General features: G+C 38.3%; 33 protein-coding genes. 32 read left to right on the forward strand and 1 reads right to left on the reverse strand.

The window, feature by feature from the left end; translation table 11 throughout:
• Positions 1-8 precede the first annotated feature (8 nt).
• The 7 genes from FHR85_RS01260 (at position 9) to FHR85_RS01285 (ending at position 1,780) form a co-directional block, all read left to right on the forward strand.
• A complete protein-coding gene (locus FHR85_RS01260) occupies positions 9-206 on the forward strand; it encodes a hypothetical protein (protein ID WP_167260227.1) in 198 nt (65 codons plus the stop codon).
• Positions 190-342 (forward strand): hypothetical protein, encoded by a 153-nt coding sequence (locus FHR85_RS01265; RefSeq protein ID WP_167260229.1) that lies wholly within the window; start codon positions 190-192, stop codon positions 340-342. Before FHR85_RS01260 ends, FHR85_RS01265 begins: the two co-directional genes overlap by 17 nt.
• 44 nt (positions 343-386) lie before the next feature.
• Entirely contained in the window at positions 387-515 is a 129-nt protein-coding gene (locus FHR85_RS14465) for a hypothetical protein (RefSeq protein ID WP_279588337.1), read from the forward strand.
• Positions 516-529: 14 nt separating this feature from the next.
• Positions 530-751, forward strand: coding sequence for a DUF6011 domain-containing protein (locus FHR85_RS01270; RefSeq protein WP_167260231.1), 222 nt, complete (start codon positions 530-532; stop codon positions 749-751).
• A 12-nt stretch (positions 752-763) separates the two neighbouring features.
• Positions 764-988 carry a hypothetical protein gene (locus FHR85_RS01275; protein ID WP_167259760.1) on the forward strand — a complete coding sequence of 75 codons (225 nt, stop codon included), beginning with the start codon at positions 764-766 and terminating at the stop codon, positions 986-988.
• A 164-nt stretch (positions 989-1,152) separates the two neighbouring features.
• Entirely contained in the window at positions 1,153-1,518 is a 366-nt protein-coding gene (locus FHR85_RS01280) for a hypothetical protein (protein ID WP_167260233.1), read from the forward strand.
• Between the two features lie 40 nt (positions 1,519-1,558).
• A complete protein-coding gene (locus FHR85_RS01285; protein ID WP_167260235.1) occupies positions 1,559-1,780 on the forward strand; it encodes a hypothetical protein in 222 nt (73 codons plus the stop codon).
• Positions 1,781-1,838: 58 nt separating this feature from the next.
• Here FHR85_RS01285 and FHR85_RS01290 read toward each other — a convergent pair whose 3' ends face one another.
• Positions 1,839-2,039 carry a hypothetical protein gene (locus FHR85_RS01290; protein ID WP_208379566.1) on the reverse strand — a complete coding sequence of 67 codons (201 nt, stop codon included), beginning with the start codon at positions 2,037-2,039 and terminating at the stop codon, positions 1,839-1,841.
• Between the two features lie 112 nt (positions 2,040-2,151).
• Between FHR85_RS01290 and FHR85_RS01295 the strand changes: the two genes are divergently transcribed.
• From FHR85_RS01295 to FHR85_RS01415, 25 genes are all read left to right on the forward strand, one after another.
• Positions 2,152-2,337 (forward strand): hypothetical protein, encoded by a 186-nt coding sequence (locus tag FHR85_RS01295; RefSeq protein WP_167260237.1) that lies wholly within the window; start codon positions 2,152-2,154, stop codon positions 2,335-2,337.
• 5 nt (positions 2,338-2,342) lie between these two features.
• Positions 2,343-2,534 (forward strand): hypothetical protein, encoded by a 192-nt coding sequence (locus tag FHR85_RS01300; protein ID WP_167260239.1) that lies wholly within the window; start codon positions 2,343-2,345, stop codon positions 2,532-2,534.
• 4 nt (positions 2,535-2,538) lie between these two features.
• Positions 2,539-2,682 carry a hypothetical protein gene (locus FHR85_RS01305; protein WP_167260240.1) on the forward strand — a complete coding sequence of 48 codons (144 nt, stop codon included), beginning with the start codon at positions 2,539-2,541 and terminating at the stop codon, positions 2,680-2,682.
• Between the two features lie 12 nt (positions 2,683-2,694).
• Entirely contained in the window at positions 2,695-2,877 is a 183-nt protein-coding gene (locus tag FHR85_RS01310) for a hypothetical protein (protein ID WP_167260242.1), read from the forward strand.
• Positions 2,878-3,051, forward strand: a complete 174-nt coding sequence (locus FHR85_RS01315; protein WP_167260244.1) for a hypothetical protein — start codon at positions 2,878-2,880, stop codon at positions 3,049-3,051.
• The gene (locus tag FHR85_RS01320; RefSeq protein WP_167260246.1) at positions 3,052-3,360 is read left to right on the forward strand and encodes a hypothetical protein; all 309 of its coding nucleotides are present in this window, start codon (positions 3,052-3,054) and stop codon (positions 3,358-3,360) included.
• The gene (locus FHR85_RS01325; protein WP_167260248.1) at positions 3,361-3,645 is read left to right on the forward strand and encodes a hypothetical protein; all 285 of its coding nucleotides are present in this window, start codon (positions 3,361-3,363) and stop codon (positions 3,643-3,645) included. It begins immediately after the preceding gene.
• Positions 3,632-4,204 (forward strand): dUTP diphosphatase, encoded by a 573-nt coding sequence (locus FHR85_RS01330; protein WP_167260250.1) that lies wholly within the window; start codon positions 3,632-3,634, stop codon positions 4,202-4,204. Before FHR85_RS01325 ends, FHR85_RS01330 begins: the two co-directional genes overlap by 14 nt.
• Before the next feature lie 127 nt (positions 4,205-4,331).
• Positions 4,332-5,087 carry a hypothetical protein gene (locus tag FHR85_RS01335; protein WP_167260252.1) on the forward strand — a complete coding sequence of 252 codons (756 nt, stop codon included), beginning with the start codon at positions 4,332-4,334 and terminating at the stop codon, positions 5,085-5,087.
• Positions 5,088-5,099: 12 nt separating this feature from the next.
• The gene (locus FHR85_RS01340) at positions 5,100-5,444 is read left to right on the forward strand and encodes an HNH endonuclease (RefSeq protein ID WP_167260254.1); all 345 of its coding nucleotides are present in this window, start codon (positions 5,100-5,102) and stop codon (positions 5,442-5,444) included.
• 34 nt (positions 5,445-5,478) lie between these two features.
• Positions 5,479-5,922, forward strand: coding sequence for a transcriptional regulator (locus FHR85_RS01345; protein ID WP_167260256.1), 444 nt, complete (start codon positions 5,479-5,481; stop codon positions 5,920-5,922).
• A complete protein-coding gene (locus FHR85_RS01350; RefSeq protein WP_167260258.1) occupies positions 5,913-6,143 on the forward strand; it encodes a hypothetical protein in 231 nt (76 codons plus the stop codon). The genes FHR85_RS01345 and FHR85_RS01350 overlap by 10 nt, the downstream gene beginning before the upstream one ends.
• A gap of 90 nt (positions 6,144-6,233) precedes the next feature.
• Positions 6,234-6,428, forward strand: a complete 195-nt coding sequence (locus FHR85_RS01355) for a hypothetical protein (protein ID WP_167260260.1) — start codon at positions 6,234-6,236, stop codon at positions 6,426-6,428.
• A gap of 216 nt (positions 6,429-6,644) precedes the next feature.
• A complete protein-coding gene (locus FHR85_RS01360; RefSeq protein ID WP_167260262.1) occupies positions 6,645-6,902 on the forward strand; it encodes a hypothetical protein in 258 nt (85 codons plus the stop codon).
• 96 nt (positions 6,903-6,998) lie between these two features.
• Positions 6,999-7,760: a membrane lipoprotein lipid attachment site-containing protein gene (locus tag FHR85_RS01365; protein WP_167260264.1), complete on the forward strand. Its 762-nt coding sequence runs from the start codon at positions 6,999-7,001 to the stop codon at positions 7,758-7,760.
• A gap of 95 nt (positions 7,761-7,855) precedes the next feature.
• The gene (locus tag FHR85_RS01370) at positions 7,856-8,449 is read left to right on the forward strand and encodes a hypothetical protein (protein WP_167259762.1); all 594 of its coding nucleotides are present in this window, start codon (positions 7,856-7,858) and stop codon (positions 8,447-8,449) included.
• Complete coding sequence (locus tag FHR85_RS01375) at positions 8,446-8,742, forward strand: hypothetical protein (RefSeq protein WP_167260266.1); 297 nt, start codon at positions 8,446-8,448, stop codon at positions 8,740-8,742. The genes FHR85_RS01370 and FHR85_RS01375 overlap by 4 nt, the downstream gene beginning before the upstream one ends.
• 3 nt (positions 8,743-8,745) lie before the next feature.
• Complete coding sequence (locus tag FHR85_RS01380) at positions 8,746-9,114, forward strand: HNH endonuclease (protein ID WP_167260268.1); 369 nt, start codon at positions 8,746-8,748, stop codon at positions 9,112-9,114.
• A 79-nt stretch (positions 9,115-9,193) separates the two neighbouring features.
• Complete coding sequence (locus FHR85_RS01385; protein WP_167260270.1) at positions 9,194-9,712, forward strand: phage terminase small subunit P27 family; 519 nt, start codon at positions 9,194-9,196, stop codon at positions 9,710-9,712.
• Positions 9,709-11,394 (forward strand): terminase large subunit, encoded by a 1,686-nt coding sequence (locus FHR85_RS01390; protein WP_167260272.1) that lies wholly within the window; start codon positions 9,709-9,711, stop codon positions 11,392-11,394. The genes FHR85_RS01385 and FHR85_RS01390 overlap by 4 nt, the downstream gene beginning before the upstream one ends.
• A gap of 12 nt (positions 11,395-11,406) precedes the next feature.
• A complete protein-coding gene (locus FHR85_RS01395; protein WP_167260274.1) occupies positions 11,407-11,613 on the forward strand; it encodes a hypothetical protein in 207 nt (68 codons plus the stop codon).
• Positions 11,614-11,628: 15 nt separating this feature from the next.
• Complete coding sequence (locus tag FHR85_RS01400) at positions 11,629-12,879, forward strand: phage portal protein (protein ID WP_424923973.1); 1,251 nt, start codon at positions 11,629-11,631, stop codon at positions 12,877-12,879.
• Positions 12,880-12,898: 19 nt separating this feature from the next.
• The gene (locus FHR85_RS01405; protein WP_167260522.1) at positions 12,899-13,702 is read left to right on the forward strand and encodes a head maturation protease, ClpP-related; all 804 of its coding nucleotides are present in this window, start codon (positions 12,899-12,901) and stop codon (positions 13,700-13,702) included.
• Positions 13,703-13,886: 184 nt separating this feature from the next.
• Positions 13,887-15,083, forward strand: a complete 1,197-nt coding sequence (locus tag FHR85_RS01410) for a phage major capsid protein (protein WP_167260524.1) — start codon at positions 13,887-13,889, stop codon at positions 15,081-15,083.
• A gap of 30 nt (positions 15,084-15,113) precedes the next feature.
• On the forward strand, positions 15,114-15,497 hold the full coding sequence (locus tag FHR85_RS01415) for a hypothetical protein (RefSeq protein WP_167260276.1): 384 nt from the start codon (positions 15,114-15,116) through the stop codon (positions 15,495-15,497).
• Positions 15,498-15,508 lie beyond the last annotated feature (11 nt).

Below are 15,508 nucleotides of genomic sequence, written 5' to 3' on the forward strand. Positions count from 1 at the left end.
TGAAGCGGATGGACAGACAAAAGCAAATATTAGGTGTTAAACAAGCATTGATCGAGTGCTATCTCCATCATGAATCCAAGCAAAAAGTTAGCTACCATCACGAAGTACGCACCAAAGAAGTTAAGCAGCTATACGACAGCATGTTTTCTGATTTTCAAACAAAACTTGAACAAGTTAGGCGGTGGCAAGATGAGCTCGGAAGTTAAAACCTATCGATTGTCGGATGACGAATTAGCAGAGCTGCATAGAACGAACCCACCAAAGCACAAACCCTATCACGTTAAAGACTGGCGCTGGCATAAGCCGAAAGACGAAAAAGCCCAAAACCATAAATCGAACTAGGAACCGCTTCATGCGGAAACATTGAGCATAAAGGTGGCGGTAACATGGCGAAATCAACAAATAAGCGATATGTGAAAGAAGATAAGAACCGAAACCAGGACGGAGAACTCCTAACGACCGTCAACGTGTATAAGAGTAAACCTAAAGATTTTGACTATATTGTGTTTGTTTAAATGAGGTGTGTTTATTGGAGAAGATATTGCTTCGGTGTGCTGTATGCAATCGAAAGTTAAAAGATAACGAATCTATTGATCGTGGTGTTGGTCCAATCTGTCAAAAACACTTAGATCATAAAACGCTAACGATCGTAAAAGAATCAGTATTACTAGGTTTTCAGCCCGTTATGATTCATGAGGGAGCGATAGAGTTATCGATTCCGGAAAGTGAAGCAGAAAACATAAAGCAGTAAGGAGGAACCAATATGCCAAAAGAATATGCCGTTTATCAAGGTGATGATCTATTGGTTATGGGGACGAAGGAAGAGTGTGCTGAAGAATTAGGCATCACACCTGACAGTGTTAAATGGTTAGCAACTGCTTATAACGTGAGACGTGTCGAAAAATTAACCAGACCAAAATTAGCTAAAGTCGCTGTATCTATAGATTTAAAAGAATTAGAAGAAGATGATCTCGCAAGCTATCAATAACCAAGTCACATGTTAACTTCTGTGGCTTATGATGCGAAGGAGTGAAACTATGAACCAATGTGTTGAGTGCAAAAAACGTGCTGCAAGGTACTGGGGAAGTTATTTGTGTGAGACGTGCTTTCGGAAGTTCTTAATCGAAAAAACATAATTGGGAGGCTTTATAAATGAAGACGGTAACTGAAACGGGTTGGAAGGTAGTTCAGGTTAATGAGAGTGAAATATTGGCTTGCAATGGAGCCGTGACTTTCGAGCGAATCGAAAATTGGTATAACGAAAACGTAACAGACACCAGGGTAGAAAGCATGGAATTAAAGGATGTGGAAAAGGACGGGTTAGTGACACCCATTAACGAGTTCGGTGAAAAAGACAGCGAGGAAGTGTTTAAGCTACTTAAAGATGTTGAAAGTCCTGATCAATTAGAGAAAAACAATGGTAGTTGGGTGATCTTTGATAAATATAAAGACGTCGTAGAAAGACTTGAACATAACTCCGATGAAACAATCGTCGTTATTGGTTACTCAAACGTTTAACAGGATTGCATGACATGAAGCGGAAAGTGGTGATTAAACGGTGTTAGGAAAGAATGAATTTTACGTTATTAGGTTTTTAGACGGCACTTTTTATACGGGTCATTTAAGAGACTTTAAAACTGATGATCTAGCAGACGCTGTAAAGTACATTTTTGATTGGCAACATATGAAAGATGAAACACTTGGTATGATTAGAGCTACCGAAGAACTAGATTATGAAATAGTTAGAGTAAAGGCTGAGTACATGATAATTGGAGAATAATTTAGTGCTAATAAGACTGATTAAGTGCAATAAAGAAGAGACAAAGACATGGAATTAATCATTCATTTTCTGTAAATTTTTCCTTGTAATATAGATAATTAACCTTTTGTTTAGTGGCCATTAGTTGAGAAGCTAAAACCGCTGTGTAAACAGTTGTTAACAATATTCCTGATACAGCTAAACCAAATAGAGAATAATTTTTATTGTTAAGTAACGCCTCTTGATCAGTATTATTGTTGTTTGGGTTTTCGTTAATCAAATTTATCCACTCCATTATTATTTATTATAAAAGTAGTATTCCGAAAGATTATAAAAATATACAGGATTTATTGAACTTACCGACCAGGTTGTGCGGTAGAAAGGAGCATATTATGAACGTATTTATTGTTCTTTATGAAGATCACGAAAAGAAAGAAGTGGACGTATTAGATGTCTATACAAACGAGGAAAGAGCAAATAGACGAGTTGGTTATGAACGAGACTTGATTCCAGAAGCGGATCCTCACGATAACTGTTGGTACCAGGAAAGAGAAGTCATTACTGAAGCGGGGGAATGAAATACATGTCGGTATTTATAGTTAGAACAAAATTTGAAGTTCTCTATATACAAGGTGATAAAGTTCTTCTAGTTGATGATTTTATCGGAATTGTTAAAGGCAATAAATATGAGGCACTATTTTCAAAAGATACTGTTCGTTGTGTTCATCCAATGATTAACGAGCAAGAATTTAAAGAAATGTTGGTTGGGCGGTGATTAAATGCACGTAGCAACGGCTTACGCTTTGATATGGCTATCATGTTCGATAGCTGTATCAACTGGAATTATTGTGACGGGTAGTTTAATGCCTTTATGGACACTCGTTATACCTGCATTAATATCAGTGGATGTTAAGGGCGATTGAGGGAGTGATTGAATGAAGTCAACCAAATACAAACTTTTGAAAGCTGATTTTGACTTTGCACAAAAAGAACTAAAGCAATATAGAGAAACAATTATGCGGCTTAGAAGAGAAAAGGAGCAAGCGTATTGGAATGGCTATAAACAAGGTCGGTTTGATGAGAAGGCGAAACAATTACATTTGAAAGGGAGTGATTGAATGAGTGATGTATTTAACGCCAAAGGTTTAGCTGGAGAGTCAGTCAAATTCATGGAAAGCAAAGGGTATATATTTATTTCCGCTTCAACTGAAGATGAAGAACCTTCAGTTATCATAGTGCCGAAAGAATCGTTAATCGAATATGTAGATGAGCATTTGAAGGAGGATGGTTGAATGACAGCTCGATCAAAAATGAGAGGCCACGACATTGAGTACACTAACGGTCAATGGGTTTATTCGGATACGAAAGAACCAACTTGTGAAGTAGGAAAACAGAATCAAAATAGAGAGTGCGGGTATTGCGGATCATGGGCTACACCAGAAGGTCATGACGCATGTCTGGGTACATTAATAGGAACTATGAATGCTTGTTGTGGTCATGGTCGAACGAATGAAGCTTATGTTCAATTATTAGATGGTACATGCATAAGAGGTCAAAACGCTTTAGAATTAGCTGAAATTTTAAGGAAGCGGAGTGATTAAATGAGTGAAGAGTTAGAAGAAGTAAAGCAGAGGCTTTCTGCTACTGTACTGAGAGTAGCTAGAAGTAACGGAAAAACTCATTTTTCTAACGATATTCGATGGCTTATAAAACAAGCTGAACGTGTTGAGGAATTGGAACAAGAGAATAAGCGGTTACGTGAAGCGTTAAAATTTTATGCAAACGGAGAACACTTGATTTTTGCGTGGAGTACAGGCGAATTTGAAGGGGAAGAAGGGGAAACAGCAAGACAAGCGTTAGAGGAGGATAACAATGAATCTAATTAAACTATTTGAAGCGCAGCGTGAGCTTGATCAACACATAATATACAGCAAACCTCATTTAAAAGAAGAGGATGTATTACCCAGAAAAATACTAGCATTGCAAGTTGAGTTGGGTGAATTAGCAAATGAATGGCGAGGCTTTAAATTTTGGAGCGAGGACCAGGATCCGAGAAGGGTCAAAAGATCTATTGCTTTTTCTGATCCGGGAGGCCCGTTCGAGCAATTCACTTATCCTCTCTTAGAAGAATACGTTGATTGCTTACATTTTTTAATTAGCATCGGGATTGAATTAGCCGTTAACGAAAAACAGATTAATCGAGAAGCAATCCTAGCAAGAGATATCTCAATAACCAACCAATTCTTATACTTAAACAAAGCCGTATCAGGATTATACTGGAACGCAACGCAAGAATACGCAAACAACGCTCAAAACGTTTGGGAAAAGGTTTATAGGAACTTCTTGCTTTTAGGATCTTATCTCGAATTTAACAGTGAACAAGTTGAACAAGCCTACTTCGATAAAAACCAAGTCAATCACGATCGACAAGAGAGTGGTTACTAATGCGTGAAAAGGGCGACAAGTATAGACCAGTCGTAAAAGTTGCTAAAGTCAAGAAAGCCATACCAACTGTCGTTTATATTAGTGGCAGAAGGTATGTGTACGATCCTAAAAATGAGGAGTGAATCATATGGCCAATACATCACCACATAGTGACGTTAAAACATATCAATTAGATGAAGCGGAACATGCGAAGATTAAAAAGCAGACTCCTGACTTCTACGTTAAGAAGCGGGAAGAGGGTTATAAGGATAAGGACATAGCTGAGTTCATGGGAATTCCACAATCAAAACTAAGCACACTTAAGAATGGATGGGGCTTTGTTGGTTTAACATTCGACGAAATTAAAAAGCAGCATAATAAAATGAAGCGCAAATCGAATAACACGAAACCTACTCCTGAACCCGCTTCAGATGCTAAGGACAATGAGAACGACATTGAAGAATCAGCAGACGATCAAGAGAATATTAACGAGGAAACAGCGGAAACCGAACATTCATTCGAAACCCTTAAAAACGACCTCAAACAGAAGATAGAGGCTAAAGATAACGAGATTGAGAGATTACAGGGTGAAGTTGACCGTTTAACGACCGATTTAAAACAGACTCAAAAAACACTTAACGGATGCAATGAACACGTCAAGTTCATGGAACACCAACAGGAAGAAGCGGAAAATGAGGACCAGTCAAATCAGGAAAACATTATAAATGACTTACGAGTACAGATCGATAAGCTCAAAACAGACATCAAAGAACTAGAGGCTGATAGAGAATGGTATCAACATGAAGCGGACAATGCGTATGAAAGATACAAGACACTATCTAAACAACAGAGACAAGCAGAGTCTAAAGCCTATCATGCTATTGAATTAATTAAGTTGATGTAGGGTGGTGAAGCGGTGTACACGAAAGAACAACAGCTGGGTAAACGTAAAAGCAGGAAACAAAAAGATAAAACACGTATTACAGCTAAAGTGAGAAAAGAAGTGAAACGTCGTTCAGGTGGAAAGTGCGAACGATGCGGAATTACAAATCCTTGGATGTTTCAAATGGCTCATTTAGAACAAGCGAGCCATGTTGGACCAGGTGATGATCCAACTAATATTGTTCTATTATGTGGGCCATCTGTTAACACGGGAACATGCCATGATTTCGCAGACTCCACCAAAGAAGGACGAGAATGGCGCAAGCGGAAACGTCAAGAGCTTATAGAGTTTTACCAGCATGAAGCGGGTAATAGTTGAGATTAAATGCATTGAGCAATAAAAGGGTGGTTAAATGGCACAAGCGATCAAACTATCAAAACAAACATTTAAGAAAATAGAGGCTGAGTGGTTTAACTATCACCAGACATTGAAAGAAATTGCTATGCTGCGTGAAGAGATTCATAACCCACATATTGAACAAACGGATGATGAACGGCTTGTGATTGAAGGAAATAAATCAACATTCGAACCCAGTAGTCCAACAGAAAAAATCGCAACGCGTCTTACGACAAACAAACAACTTAATTACTTATGCGAAGTGACAGATGCCATTGAACAGGTTTATCAAGCATTACCACATCATCATCAGAAATTGGTACGTGTGCGCTTTTGGAGTAAAAACCGTAATCTTACGTGGGATGGCATAGCGGAAGAGTTGAACGTAAGCAGACGACAAGCGATAAGATGGCGTGATGAGATCATACATTTAACGAATGAGGTGTTAGGGTGGAGGTAGAAAAAGTTATTGTAACGAATATCAATAGAGATTTTAGCACATTGAAGGCTGATGGTGAAACGTTAGTGTATTTTGCTGACGAAGAAGCAGAAGTTGATTTCATCTATTTAATCAATGGTCATGGGTTTCATTCAAAAACTAGAATGTCTGTTCATTACTTAATGTCGTTTGCGGATATTGAGGATGAAATCAAAGACATGATGAACGGAAATAGAAATTAGTATAATAAAGTTTGAGGTGATAACGTGACATGTGATTATTTACTTGACATGATTTTTGAATATGAGCAGAAAAACAAGGCGAAACCTTTTTTGATCGAAATTAATAAAGAATGTTTACGTGAACTGCAAGCAGACGAAGAAGCAGAACGGTTTTTCGGATTGAGAAGAATCACTAAAAGAGATTTCTTTAACACATTTGTGGACGTACCATTAGCAATTACAAACAACACAGATAAAGTGACTTTTCACACCAGAGAAAGTATAGAACGAAGATTGTCACTATGATGGCACTTTTAAGCCGCTGGAATCGTTTATTATGATACTATAGCGGATAAACCAAAATATACAAATCGTAAAATCAAATCATCCGCTATTACGTCTTTTGTTTCGTTATTCTCCTACTTCTAAGGTATCACTCATTTGAGTGGTGTCTTTAAATTATTTGCAGGAAAGTATCTCCTTTTGTCGAAATGGTTAGTATGATGAGAGGAGGTGTTTACATTGGGACGTTTTACAAAAGTGATTGTAGATGGTTCTAGCATAGAAGGAACAGGTGAAGTGATTAAAGAAGATAAAACACTATACATTAATAGTGATCATGACGAAATAATCAATTGGTTTATAAGTTTGCTTCGTAATAAAACCGTTCTCAGCAGTTTAGATTTTATAGATGAGCCAAATGAAAATGATTATTCATTTGAAGGTGAGTTTTATATCAGAAGCGTCAAAGGTCCAGAAATAGTCATTGAAGAAAAATAGAACATCTCAACATGAGGTGTCTTTAATTTATAATAGAAAAATCATCCAATTAGTGATAAAATCCTATGTAATACATACTTGGGAGGATAATGAACTATGAAAAAAATATTATTGATTTTGACGTTAACTGCGATAGTTGCTGGTTGCGGTGATAATGGAGAAACTGAAACTACTGACGGGTCAGGGGAGAGTCAAACAGAATCAGCTAACAACACCGAAACAGACAACAGTGAAGATGAAACAACTGATGCTGATACAGAAACAGACTCTGAAACTAGCAATGAAACAGATACTAGCACAGAGGAAGTAGAACCTGTCGAGCTGACAGAGGCAGAAAAAACAACAAGAGATTTAGTTTCATTGATGGAAGAAGAAAATGTTTATGACGCTGGATCATATGTAGAAGGTGACATTCCGAAAGGGGAATATGCTTTTGTTAGATTTTCTGGAAGCGGGCAGTATTATGGAGAAGAAGACACAAATGGAAATATAATCGGTAATCATAATTTTGATAGCTTCGGTTATGTTCATGTACACAATGCTGGTAATATTACAGCTAGTGCTATACTTGTTGGGATTGATGAATTAGAAGAATTAGGGGTTTCAGGAGCGAAAGAGCTTTATGAGAAATTAAATAATGAGTCTGATTATAAACAATCAGGATTTTATAAGGTCGGCACAGACATCGAGCCTGGTGAGTATACAATCGAAAGTGTTGGCCAAGCTTATGTATCTGTTTTGAGTGGTCCTGTTAGCAACAATGAAATAGTTCAAAACAATAATTTTAATGGTAAGTATTCTGTCAATGTAAAAGAAGGCCAGTACTTAAATATATCTGGTGGAAAAATAATTGAGTAAGAAAGACAGGTTAAACAGAATAGATAGGATATTAAGACATCTACTCATGTAGGTGTCTTTTTTATATACAAATTTAATTAAAGGAGATGGTGAACATGGCGGACAATAAGTCGCGCGAAGTAATCGAGTACATCAGACAGAGGGATTTGAGGTATAACTTACACACTGTAACAGATCAAACGATTGCAGATGTTATCGAACTGTACGAGGAGTTCAATGGGTTAGAACAAAAGGATAGCAAGAGTGTAGGGAAATTCACATTGGATATGGACTGCTCAGAAGCACTTAAAGGATTGAAAGCTGTGCAGCGTGAAGCGAGAAATGCAACGCAATCACTTGCTGAATTTGAACGGAAAGCAGATCAAGTGCTTAACAAGGAAATCACAATAAGCATGAATGGAACAGACGTTGGGAAAGCGGTAGAAAATAATGTGTCTGAGCTTCATCAATCAACGAGCAAAGACAAATTACTAGTTATTGAATTAGATAATGAGGAAAGTGCGCCAAAGGTATTCCATGAAGGGAAAGAGATAACCGAAAAAGTTAGTGTTAGTTTTGATTGGAGAACAAAAACAGACAGACCTGGCAAGTTATTATTTAATGTTGAGTATTATGAGTTAGATGATAAAGGGTTCCCTAATTTAACAGATGTGGAGATAGATAGGTTAACTGGTGGTGATCAATCATGAAAATACAATGTGAATTAGGTTGCTCAAAAATATTTGAATTAAATGATGTCGCTGCGAAATTTCAATACTTACCAAAGAAAGTTGAACGTCACTATATTGAATGTCCTCATTGTCAGAAGCAATATACATCCTATTATTTGAACGAGCCTATGAAAGTGCTCCAAAGAAAAATTCGTACGTTATCAGAAAAAGGGATGCATACAACCAAGCAGAAAAACAAGTTCACACAAATGAAGGGTCAATTAGGAATCATGATGGATCAACTTAAAAAAGATCATGAGGGAAATGATTGAGATATGCCTCAGAAAGCTAAGAAGCCTTGCAAGGAAGTGGGTTGTAATAATTTAACGAGGGAAACCTACTGCAAAAACCACGAGAAAAACGCACAGGAAATCCACCAAGATTATAATCGATACAAAAGAAATCCAAAATTAAATGCGTTTTATCAATCGAAGGAATGGAAGCAACTAAGACGGTTAGCTTATGATCGTGACAATGGTTTATGTCAATCGTGCAAACGTTCTGGTATCTTAAAGCAAGCAAACGTTGTGCATCACATTGTCGAGATCGCAGTCGACTATTCGCTTCGATTGACGCTCGGCAACCTCGAATCATTGTGTCATGCCTGTCACAACAGGTTTCACAAAGGGTCCCCCGACCATTAATTTTTTAGAAAACGAAATCTCTAAAGCGACTCGCCCTCAACATTTTACAAAAATCCGTTTTTGAAAGGAGGTGTGGTGGATGCCAGGGCGTAAACAATTACCATTATCTGTTATTGAAGGTAAAGGACGATCCAATCATATAACTAAGGAAGAGGCACGCGAGCGAAAGCAACAAGAAGAACGGATGAAAGCTGACACTGATAAAGTCGAGCCGCCTAGCTATCTAACCAAAAAGCAGAAGGAAGAGTTTGAAGATATTGCGCAAGATTTAATTGCGTTAGAGATCTTTTCGAATTTAGATGTGGATGGCTTAGCGCGTTATCTTGATTCCAGGACAGAATATATACGTGTCGCCAAAGAATTAAAAAAGATAAATCCGGCTGAGCTCGTTGAAACAGAAGAAGGTCATAAAAAGCGTGTGGCCAACGATCAATATGAAATCCTGCTTCGAGTAAAAAACAAGTTATTCAATGAATGCAAGTCAGCAGCAAGCGAGCTTGGTTTATCTATCACATCACGACTTAAACTGGTTATTCCGAAACAGGAAGATAAAAAACCACAGTCCGAAGCGGAACGTCGGTTTGGTGATTCTGTATGACGTTGATTGAGCGATTATTTGATTATATTGACAAAATACAGACTGGCAAAATTAAGACTGGTCGTAAACATAGATGGGCGGTTGAACGTTTTTCCAACGATATCGATAAGTTGGAGAATGATTCATCGCCTTTTTATTTTGATAAAGATGAACTTGAAAACTTCTATGAATGGGCTAAGATGTTCAAGCACAAGGAAGGCATTTTAGCCAATCAACCAATTGAATTAACGGACTTTCAGTTGTTCGTTGCAGCTAACATTTTATGTTGGAAACGAAACAGTGATGGCAAGCGACGTTTCAGAAAAGCGTTCATACAGCTGGCACGTAAAAATGCTAAAACACAATTCTTAGCGTTGTTATCAACCTATATCAGTTTCCTAAGCAATGAAAAAGAACAGTGTTACATTGCGGGTTGGAGCCGTGAACAATCTAGTATTTGCTATGATGAGATTCTGACACAGCTGAATGATTGTGACTTATTAGAAGGTAAGTTCTCGGACAGCTACGGTAAAGTGAAGCATCATAAAACGGGGTCCATTATTCAACCATTATCACGTGAAGCGCGTAAAACAGGTGATGGCAAGAACCCAAGTGTTGCCATTATTGACGAATATCATGCACACGAGACTAGTGAGATTTATGATGTGATGGTCTCTGGTATGGCAGCAAGAACCAATCCGTTAATTACGGTTATTACAACAGCAGGCTTTGATTTAACAAGCCCGTGTTACACCGAGTATGAATACGTTTCGAAAGTGATTGATCCTGATCAAGATGAAGAGAACGACGAATACTTTGTTTTAATTTGTGAGTTGGATCCGGAAGATGACATTAATGATGAATCGAATTGGATTAAAGCGAATCCGATCGTTGCGACATATGAATCTGGGTTAGAATATCTCAGAAGTGAATTGAAAGTTGCATTAGCTGTTCCCGAAAAAATGCGATCTTTCTTAACGAAGAACATGAATCGTTGGGTGGATCAAAAAGAAAATGGCTACATGGCTTTAAAGAAATGGGATGCTTTGAAAGAGGCTTTTGGTGATTTAAGCGGTAGTCGTGTTTATCTAGGTGTTGACTTGTCAGCAACTGAAGACTTAACGAGTATTGCAGCTGTCATACCTAAAGATGGCAAGTATTACGTAAAAGGGCGATCATTTATTCCATCTGATCGCTTGAAAGAAAAGATGATGACGGATAAGCAACCATACGATACGTGGATTGACCAAGGTTATTTAATACCTACTGATGGTGAGATTATCAATTATCACGATGTTGAAAATTCGATTTTAGATTTAATTGATTACTTTAAGCCATCTTACACGGAAGTTGATTATGATAAATGGAACGCAGCGCATTTAGCGCAAAGCTTAGAAAATCAAGGTGTGGAAGTGGTTGAAATCCCTCAGCGAATTGCTTATCTCTCAACCCCAACAAAGAGGTTCAGAGAAGAGGTTTATAGTGGGAACGTTATTCATGAAGGTGATCCAGTGTTAAGATGGGCGATCAGTAACGCTATTCTTAAAATAGATGATCAAGAAAACATCATGGTATCTAAGAAAGTGAGTAAAGATCGCATTGATCCGTTAGCATCTGTTCTAAATGCTTTCAGTCGAGCGATGCACGATGAACATAGTGTTAATTTAAATGACTATATCATGTCAGATGACTTTAGTTTGTAGGGTGGTGATTAAGTGGCGCAAGCAATTAGAGAATTTATTATATCGTTTTTTAAAGCATTCTTTACCAAATGGGTAGAGGATTTTTTAATATTTGTAGGACTAGGTATCTTTGTGGTTAACACGTATTTGATTACTGTTGTTGAGATCAATATGCTTATTGGCAATTATCTATTGGGCCTTATTCTTCTCTTAATAGGCTTAGTCCTAGCTAAACGATGAAGGGAGGTGTAAGGTTTGTTATTTCGAAATGTCCTGAACGCAACAAGTGAAACGGAAACAACGGATTTGAAAGAGCCATCATCTTGGTTTGCGAAAATGTTTGGTTATGAGGCATCAACTGGAGAGAAAGTAACAGTCAACTCAGCTTTAACAATTCCAACTGTTTATCGGTGTATTAACATCAAAGCGAATGCTGTTGCGATGTTACCATTTCAAATGTTTAAACGTACTGAGAAAGGACGCGATCGGGAGAAAGAACACCAATTATCAAAGCTAATTGAGACGCGACCGAACCCATATCAAAGCCCGTTTAAGTTCAAACACTTAATTGAAACGCATCGTAATTCATGGGGTAACGCTTATATTAATATTGATTGGGGTGCAGATGGGCGACCACAATCGTTGTGGTTATTAAATCCTTCCGCAACAGAACCGCGATTTGATGTCGTTGAAAATAAGTTGTGGTATTACACACGCTTACCAGATGGCAATCATGTCAAGATTGGTGACGGTGATATCATCCATTTAACAGCGCTGTCGACCGATGGATTAAAAGGTAAACCGCCTATTGAAACAGCGCGGGAATCGATTGGCAGTTCGCAGGCCGCCCAAAAATTTAAAGGGAAATTCTTTAAGCAAGGGGCTTCACATAGTGGCGTATTACAAGTGCCTGGTCAATTAAACAAAGATGCTAAAGAACGAGTAAGAGAAGAGTGGGAAAAAGTGAATAGCGGCATTAATAACGCACAACGCGTTGCAATATTAGATGCTGGCTTGCAATTTCAGAGCACGTCGATGCCTTTAAAAGATGCTCAATTCATTGAAAGTATGAAATTTGATAAAGCGGAAATAGCAACGATGTTCGATATCCCATTGCACATGGTTAATGAATTGGATCGTGCAACGCATTCCAATATTGAACAAGAAAGTCTGTCTTTCATACAGAACACACTTAGTCCAATCCTTAGGCAGTATGAAGAAGAAGTGGCTTATAAGACCTTGTCGAATCGTGAACAAGAACGATATTATTTGAAGTTTAATTTAGAGAGTCTATTGAGAGCTGACAAGAAGACGCAAGCTGAGTTTTATCAAACAATGCTGGATATCGGCGCTTATTCAATTAATGAAGTGAGAGAGTTAGAAGATCGGAATGCGATTGAAGGTGGTGACCAACATCGTGTGGATTTAAACCATGTATCACTTGATATTGCTGATGATTACCAATTAGCTCGAGCTGGCTTGAAAGGGGGTGAGGGAGATGAATAGTAAACGTATGCCTGTATTTATGAATGCTACAGTGCCTGCTCAAAAACACAACCAGTTAGTGACGATTAAGAACCTCACCGACAAATCTGCTGATCTTTATATCTATGGTGAGATTGTAGACAATACCGATTTAAAGTTTGATGAGGCGGATGTGATGCCAGATGATGTGCTCAACGCACTCAACCAGGTCGATGGTTTAGATGAATTAAACATCTATATTAATAGTCCTGGTGGAAGCGTATTTGCCGGATTGGCTATTTATAATATGCTGAGCCGAAATAAAGCGAAAAAGCATGTTTACGTTGATGGCGTTGCGGCATCGATGGCTTCTTCTATTGCGTTGGTAGGCGATACAATTCAAATACCGTCAAACGCTTTTATGATGATCCATAAACCACTAACAATTGCTATTGGTAATGCTAATGATTTCAGGAAATTAGCGGAAGACCTAGATACGATTGAATCTGGTTTGACTAAAATTTACGAAGATAATCTTCGAGAAGGTGTCCAGATGGATACTATCAAACAAATGATGGATGATGAAACGTGGTTAAATGGTGAAGACGCAGCTAAGTATTTTAATGTGGAAGTGATTGAATCAAAACAATATGCTGCAAGTTCGCGTGACGTATTGCAAAAATACGAAAACACACCACGAGAATTATTGCCATCCGATCAAGATGACAATACCTTAGTTGTTGCCAATATGACGAACGAACAAAAGCAACAATTTATTAATCAATGGCAACAGGAATTAAATAGTACTGATGATCGAGATGACAAACTTAAAATCCAGAACGAGATAGACCTACTATCATTGTAAGGTCTATTTTTTATATTCAGCTTTAGGAAGGATGATGAAAATGTCAATCAAACAGAAACTAGCAACGTTTATTACAGAGTGTTTTAAAAAGGGGGACGGGAACATGAAAATCGACAATGCACTACAATCGTTACGATCAAATCCTAATGTCCTAGCAGTCAAAATGGATGCTGGTGGTGCAGGAATGACAAAACACGAACAAGATCTGCGTCAGCAGGTAACGGATTTAAAAGCGGAAGCCCAAACGCTTCAAGATGACAAAAAATATGAGGAAGCTAAAGCTAAACTCGCAGAAGCTAAACAAGCGAAGAGTGATTTAGACAACTTCCTCGCTCTTCAAGATGATTTCAACAACCTTCAAGTACCTCAACCGCAACAACGCGGTACACAGTTGGGTGGAGAACCGCAGGGCGAGAAAGACAATGAATACAAAGCGTTATTCTTCAAAACGGTTCGTGGTCAAAGCTTAACATCAGATGAAGTGGATGAATTGGAAAAATATAAAGCGCGTGTTTCGTCTGATTCGGGCGAAGATGGCGGATATATTATTCCAGAAGATATTCAAACGCGTATTAATGAATTACGTCAAACGAATGATGATTTACGTCAATACGTTAATGTTCAACCTGTATCAACAAATAAAGGTTCTCGAACGCTCGAACGCCGCGCTGAACACACACCGTTACAGCCGTTGTCCGAGTATGGTGATCCAGATGCGATGGCAGAAATGGATTCACCTAAGTTCGATCGTTTAGATTACGATATCGAAGATCGTGCTGGATTTTTACCAGTTCCGAATAGCGTGTTGAATGACACAGATCAAGCGCTAGAAGATTATCTTGTGCGTTGGATCTCTAAGAAATCGAAAGCAACAGATAACCACTTAATCTTGCAACAGATTAATAGTCTTACAAAAGAAACGCTTAATGATTACCGTGGTATTAAGACAACACTCAATGTGACGTTAGATCCATCCTTTGCGCAAGAAGCGGCTATTTATACAAACCAAGATGGCTTTAACTACCTTGATCAGTTAGAAGATGACAATGGTCGTCCACTATTACAACCAGATCCAACACAGCCTACGCGTAAATTATTTGCGGGTGCTCATCCTATTGTCGTGCTATCTAACAAAACAATTTCAACAGTAGTCGACGAAACGGCAGGTACTGAAATGGCACCGTTTATCATTGGTGTACTTGATGAAGGCATTGTGTTATGGGACCGTCAACAACTATCAATTGATATGACGAAAGTTGGTGGCCAAGCTTGGCGCTCAAACACAACAGAGTTCCGTGCGATTGTGCGTGAAGATGTAACGCAATGGGATGATGAAGCAGTTGTCTTTGCAGAAATTGATGTTGCGACACCAGAAGCATAATTTAAATTTTAATGAGGAGGATGATTAATCATGAAAGCGAAAGTCATTAAACGTTTCAGAGATAAGAACACGAAAAAGGTTTATAACAAAGGTGCTGTCTATGATGGCAGTGATGAACGAGTTAAAGAAATTCAACAAAAAGGATTTCTCGCTTCTGAATTTGTGGATGAAAATGGTCAGCAAAACCCAGTTAATGATAGCCATGAGCCAACGAATGAAGATGGTGGCGGTCAAGAAAGCACATCACCGTCCGCCTTAGAAGGTAACGTAAATGAAGTTAAAGAAAAGATCACAGCAGAGCTTGATCAAGAAACACTGGAAACATTGCTTGAAGCTGAACAACAAGATAAGGCACGTAAAGGTGTGATGGATCACATCCAAGACGTGATGCAAGAGAATCAAGAGGACGAATGATATCGTCCTCT

It is taken from the genome of Alkalibacillus almallahensis, assembly GCF_011761495.1.
Classification (GTDB): Bacteria; Bacillota; Bacilli; order Bacillales; family Alkalibacillaceae; genus Alkalibacillus; species Alkalibacillus almallahensis.

What these genes read in the sequence shown, in the direction of transcription:
- FHR85_RS01370 (WP_167259762.1), top strand. Translation starts at nt 7,856, where the DNA reads ATGGCGGACAATAAGTCGCGCGAAGTAATCGAGTACATCAGACAGAGG.
- FHR85_RS01280 (WP_167260233.1), top strand. Translation starts at nt 1,153, where the DNA reads ATGAAGACGGTAACTGAAACGGGTTGGAAGGTAGTTCAGGTTAATGAG.
- FHR85_RS01320 (WP_167260246.1), top strand. Translation starts at nt 3,052, where the DNA reads ATGACAGCTCGATCAAAAATGAGAGGCCACGACATTGAGTACACTAAC.
- FHR85_RS01365 (WP_167260264.1), top strand. Translation starts at nt 6,999, where the DNA reads ATGAAAAAAATATTATTGATTTTGACGTTAACTGCGATAGTTGCTGGT.
- FHR85_RS01315 (WP_167260244.1), top strand. Translation starts at nt 2,878, where the DNA reads ATGAGTGATGTATTTAACGCCAAAGGTTTAGCTGGAGAGTCAGTCAAA.
- FHR85_RS01375 (WP_167260266.1), top strand. Translation starts at nt 8,446, where the DNA reads ATGAAAATACAATGTGAATTAGGTTGCTCAAAAATATTTGAATTAAAT.
- FHR85_RS01300 (WP_167260239.1), top strand. Translation starts at nt 2,343, where the DNA reads ATGTCGGTATTTATAGTTAGAACAAAATTTGAAGTTCTCTATATACAA.
- FHR85_RS01260 (WP_167260227.1), top strand. Translation starts at nt 9, where the DNA reads ATGGACAGACAAAAGCAAATATTAGGTGTTAAACAAGCATTGATCGAG.
- FHR85_RS01305 (WP_167260240.1), top strand. Translation starts at nt 2,539, where the DNA reads ATGCACGTAGCAACGGCTTACGCTTTGATATGGCTATCATGTTCGATA.
- FHR85_RS01385 (WP_167260270.1), top strand. Translation starts at nt 9,194, where the DNA reads ATGCCAGGGCGTAAACAATTACCATTATCTGTTATTGAAGGTAAAGGA.
- FHR85_RS01325 (WP_167260248.1), top strand. Translation starts at nt 3,361, where the DNA reads ATGAGTGAAGAGTTAGAAGAAGTAAAGCAGAGGCTTTCTGCTACTGTA.
- FHR85_RS01390 (WP_167260272.1), top strand. Translation starts at nt 9,709, where the DNA reads ATGACGTTGATTGAGCGATTATTTGATTATATTGACAAAATACAGACT.
- FHR85_RS01415 (WP_167260276.1), top strand. Translation starts at nt 15,114, where the DNA reads ATGAAAGCGAAAGTCATTAAACGTTTCAGAGATAAGAACACGAAAAAG.
- FHR85_RS01345 (WP_167260256.1), top strand. Translation starts at nt 5,479, where the DNA reads ATGGCACAAGCGATCAAACTATCAAAACAAACATTTAAGAAAATAGAG.
- FHR85_RS01410 (WP_167260524.1), top strand. Translation starts at nt 13,887, where the DNA reads ATGACAAAACACGAACAAGATCTGCGTCAGCAGGTAACGGATTTAAAA.
- FHR85_RS01310 (WP_167260242.1), top strand. Translation starts at nt 2,695, where the DNA reads ATGAAGTCAACCAAATACAAACTTTTGAAAGCTGATTTTGACTTTGCA.
- FHR85_RS01405 (WP_167260522.1), top strand. Translation starts at nt 12,899, where the DNA reads ATGAATGCTACAGTGCCTGCTCAAAAACACAACCAGTTAGTGACGATT.
- FHR85_RS01275 (WP_167259760.1), top strand. Translation starts at nt 764, where the DNA reads ATGCCAAAAGAATATGCCGTTTATCAAGGTGATGATCTATTGGTTATG.
- FHR85_RS01265 (WP_167260229.1), top strand. Translation starts at nt 190, where the DNA reads ATGAGCTCGGAAGTTAAAACCTATCGATTGTCGGATGACGAATTAGCA.
- FHR85_RS01330 (WP_167260250.1), top strand. Translation starts at nt 3,632, where the DNA reads ATGAATCTAATTAAACTATTTGAAGCGCAGCGTGAGCTTGATCAACAC.
- FHR85_RS01295 (WP_167260237.1), top strand. Translation starts at nt 2,152, where the DNA reads ATGAACGTATTTATTGTTCTTTATGAAGATCACGAAAAGAAAGAAGTG.
- FHR85_RS14465 (WP_279588337.1), top strand. Translation starts at nt 387, where the DNA reads ATGGCGAAATCAACAAATAAGCGATATGTGAAAGAAGATAAGAACCGA.
- FHR85_RS01380 (WP_167260268.1), top strand. Translation starts at nt 8,746, where the DNA reads ATGCCTCAGAAAGCTAAGAAGCCTTGCAAGGAAGTGGGTTGTAATAAT.
- FHR85_RS01335 (WP_167260252.1), top strand. Translation starts at nt 4,332, where the DNA reads ATGGCCAATACATCACCACATAGTGACGTTAAAACATATCAATTAGAT.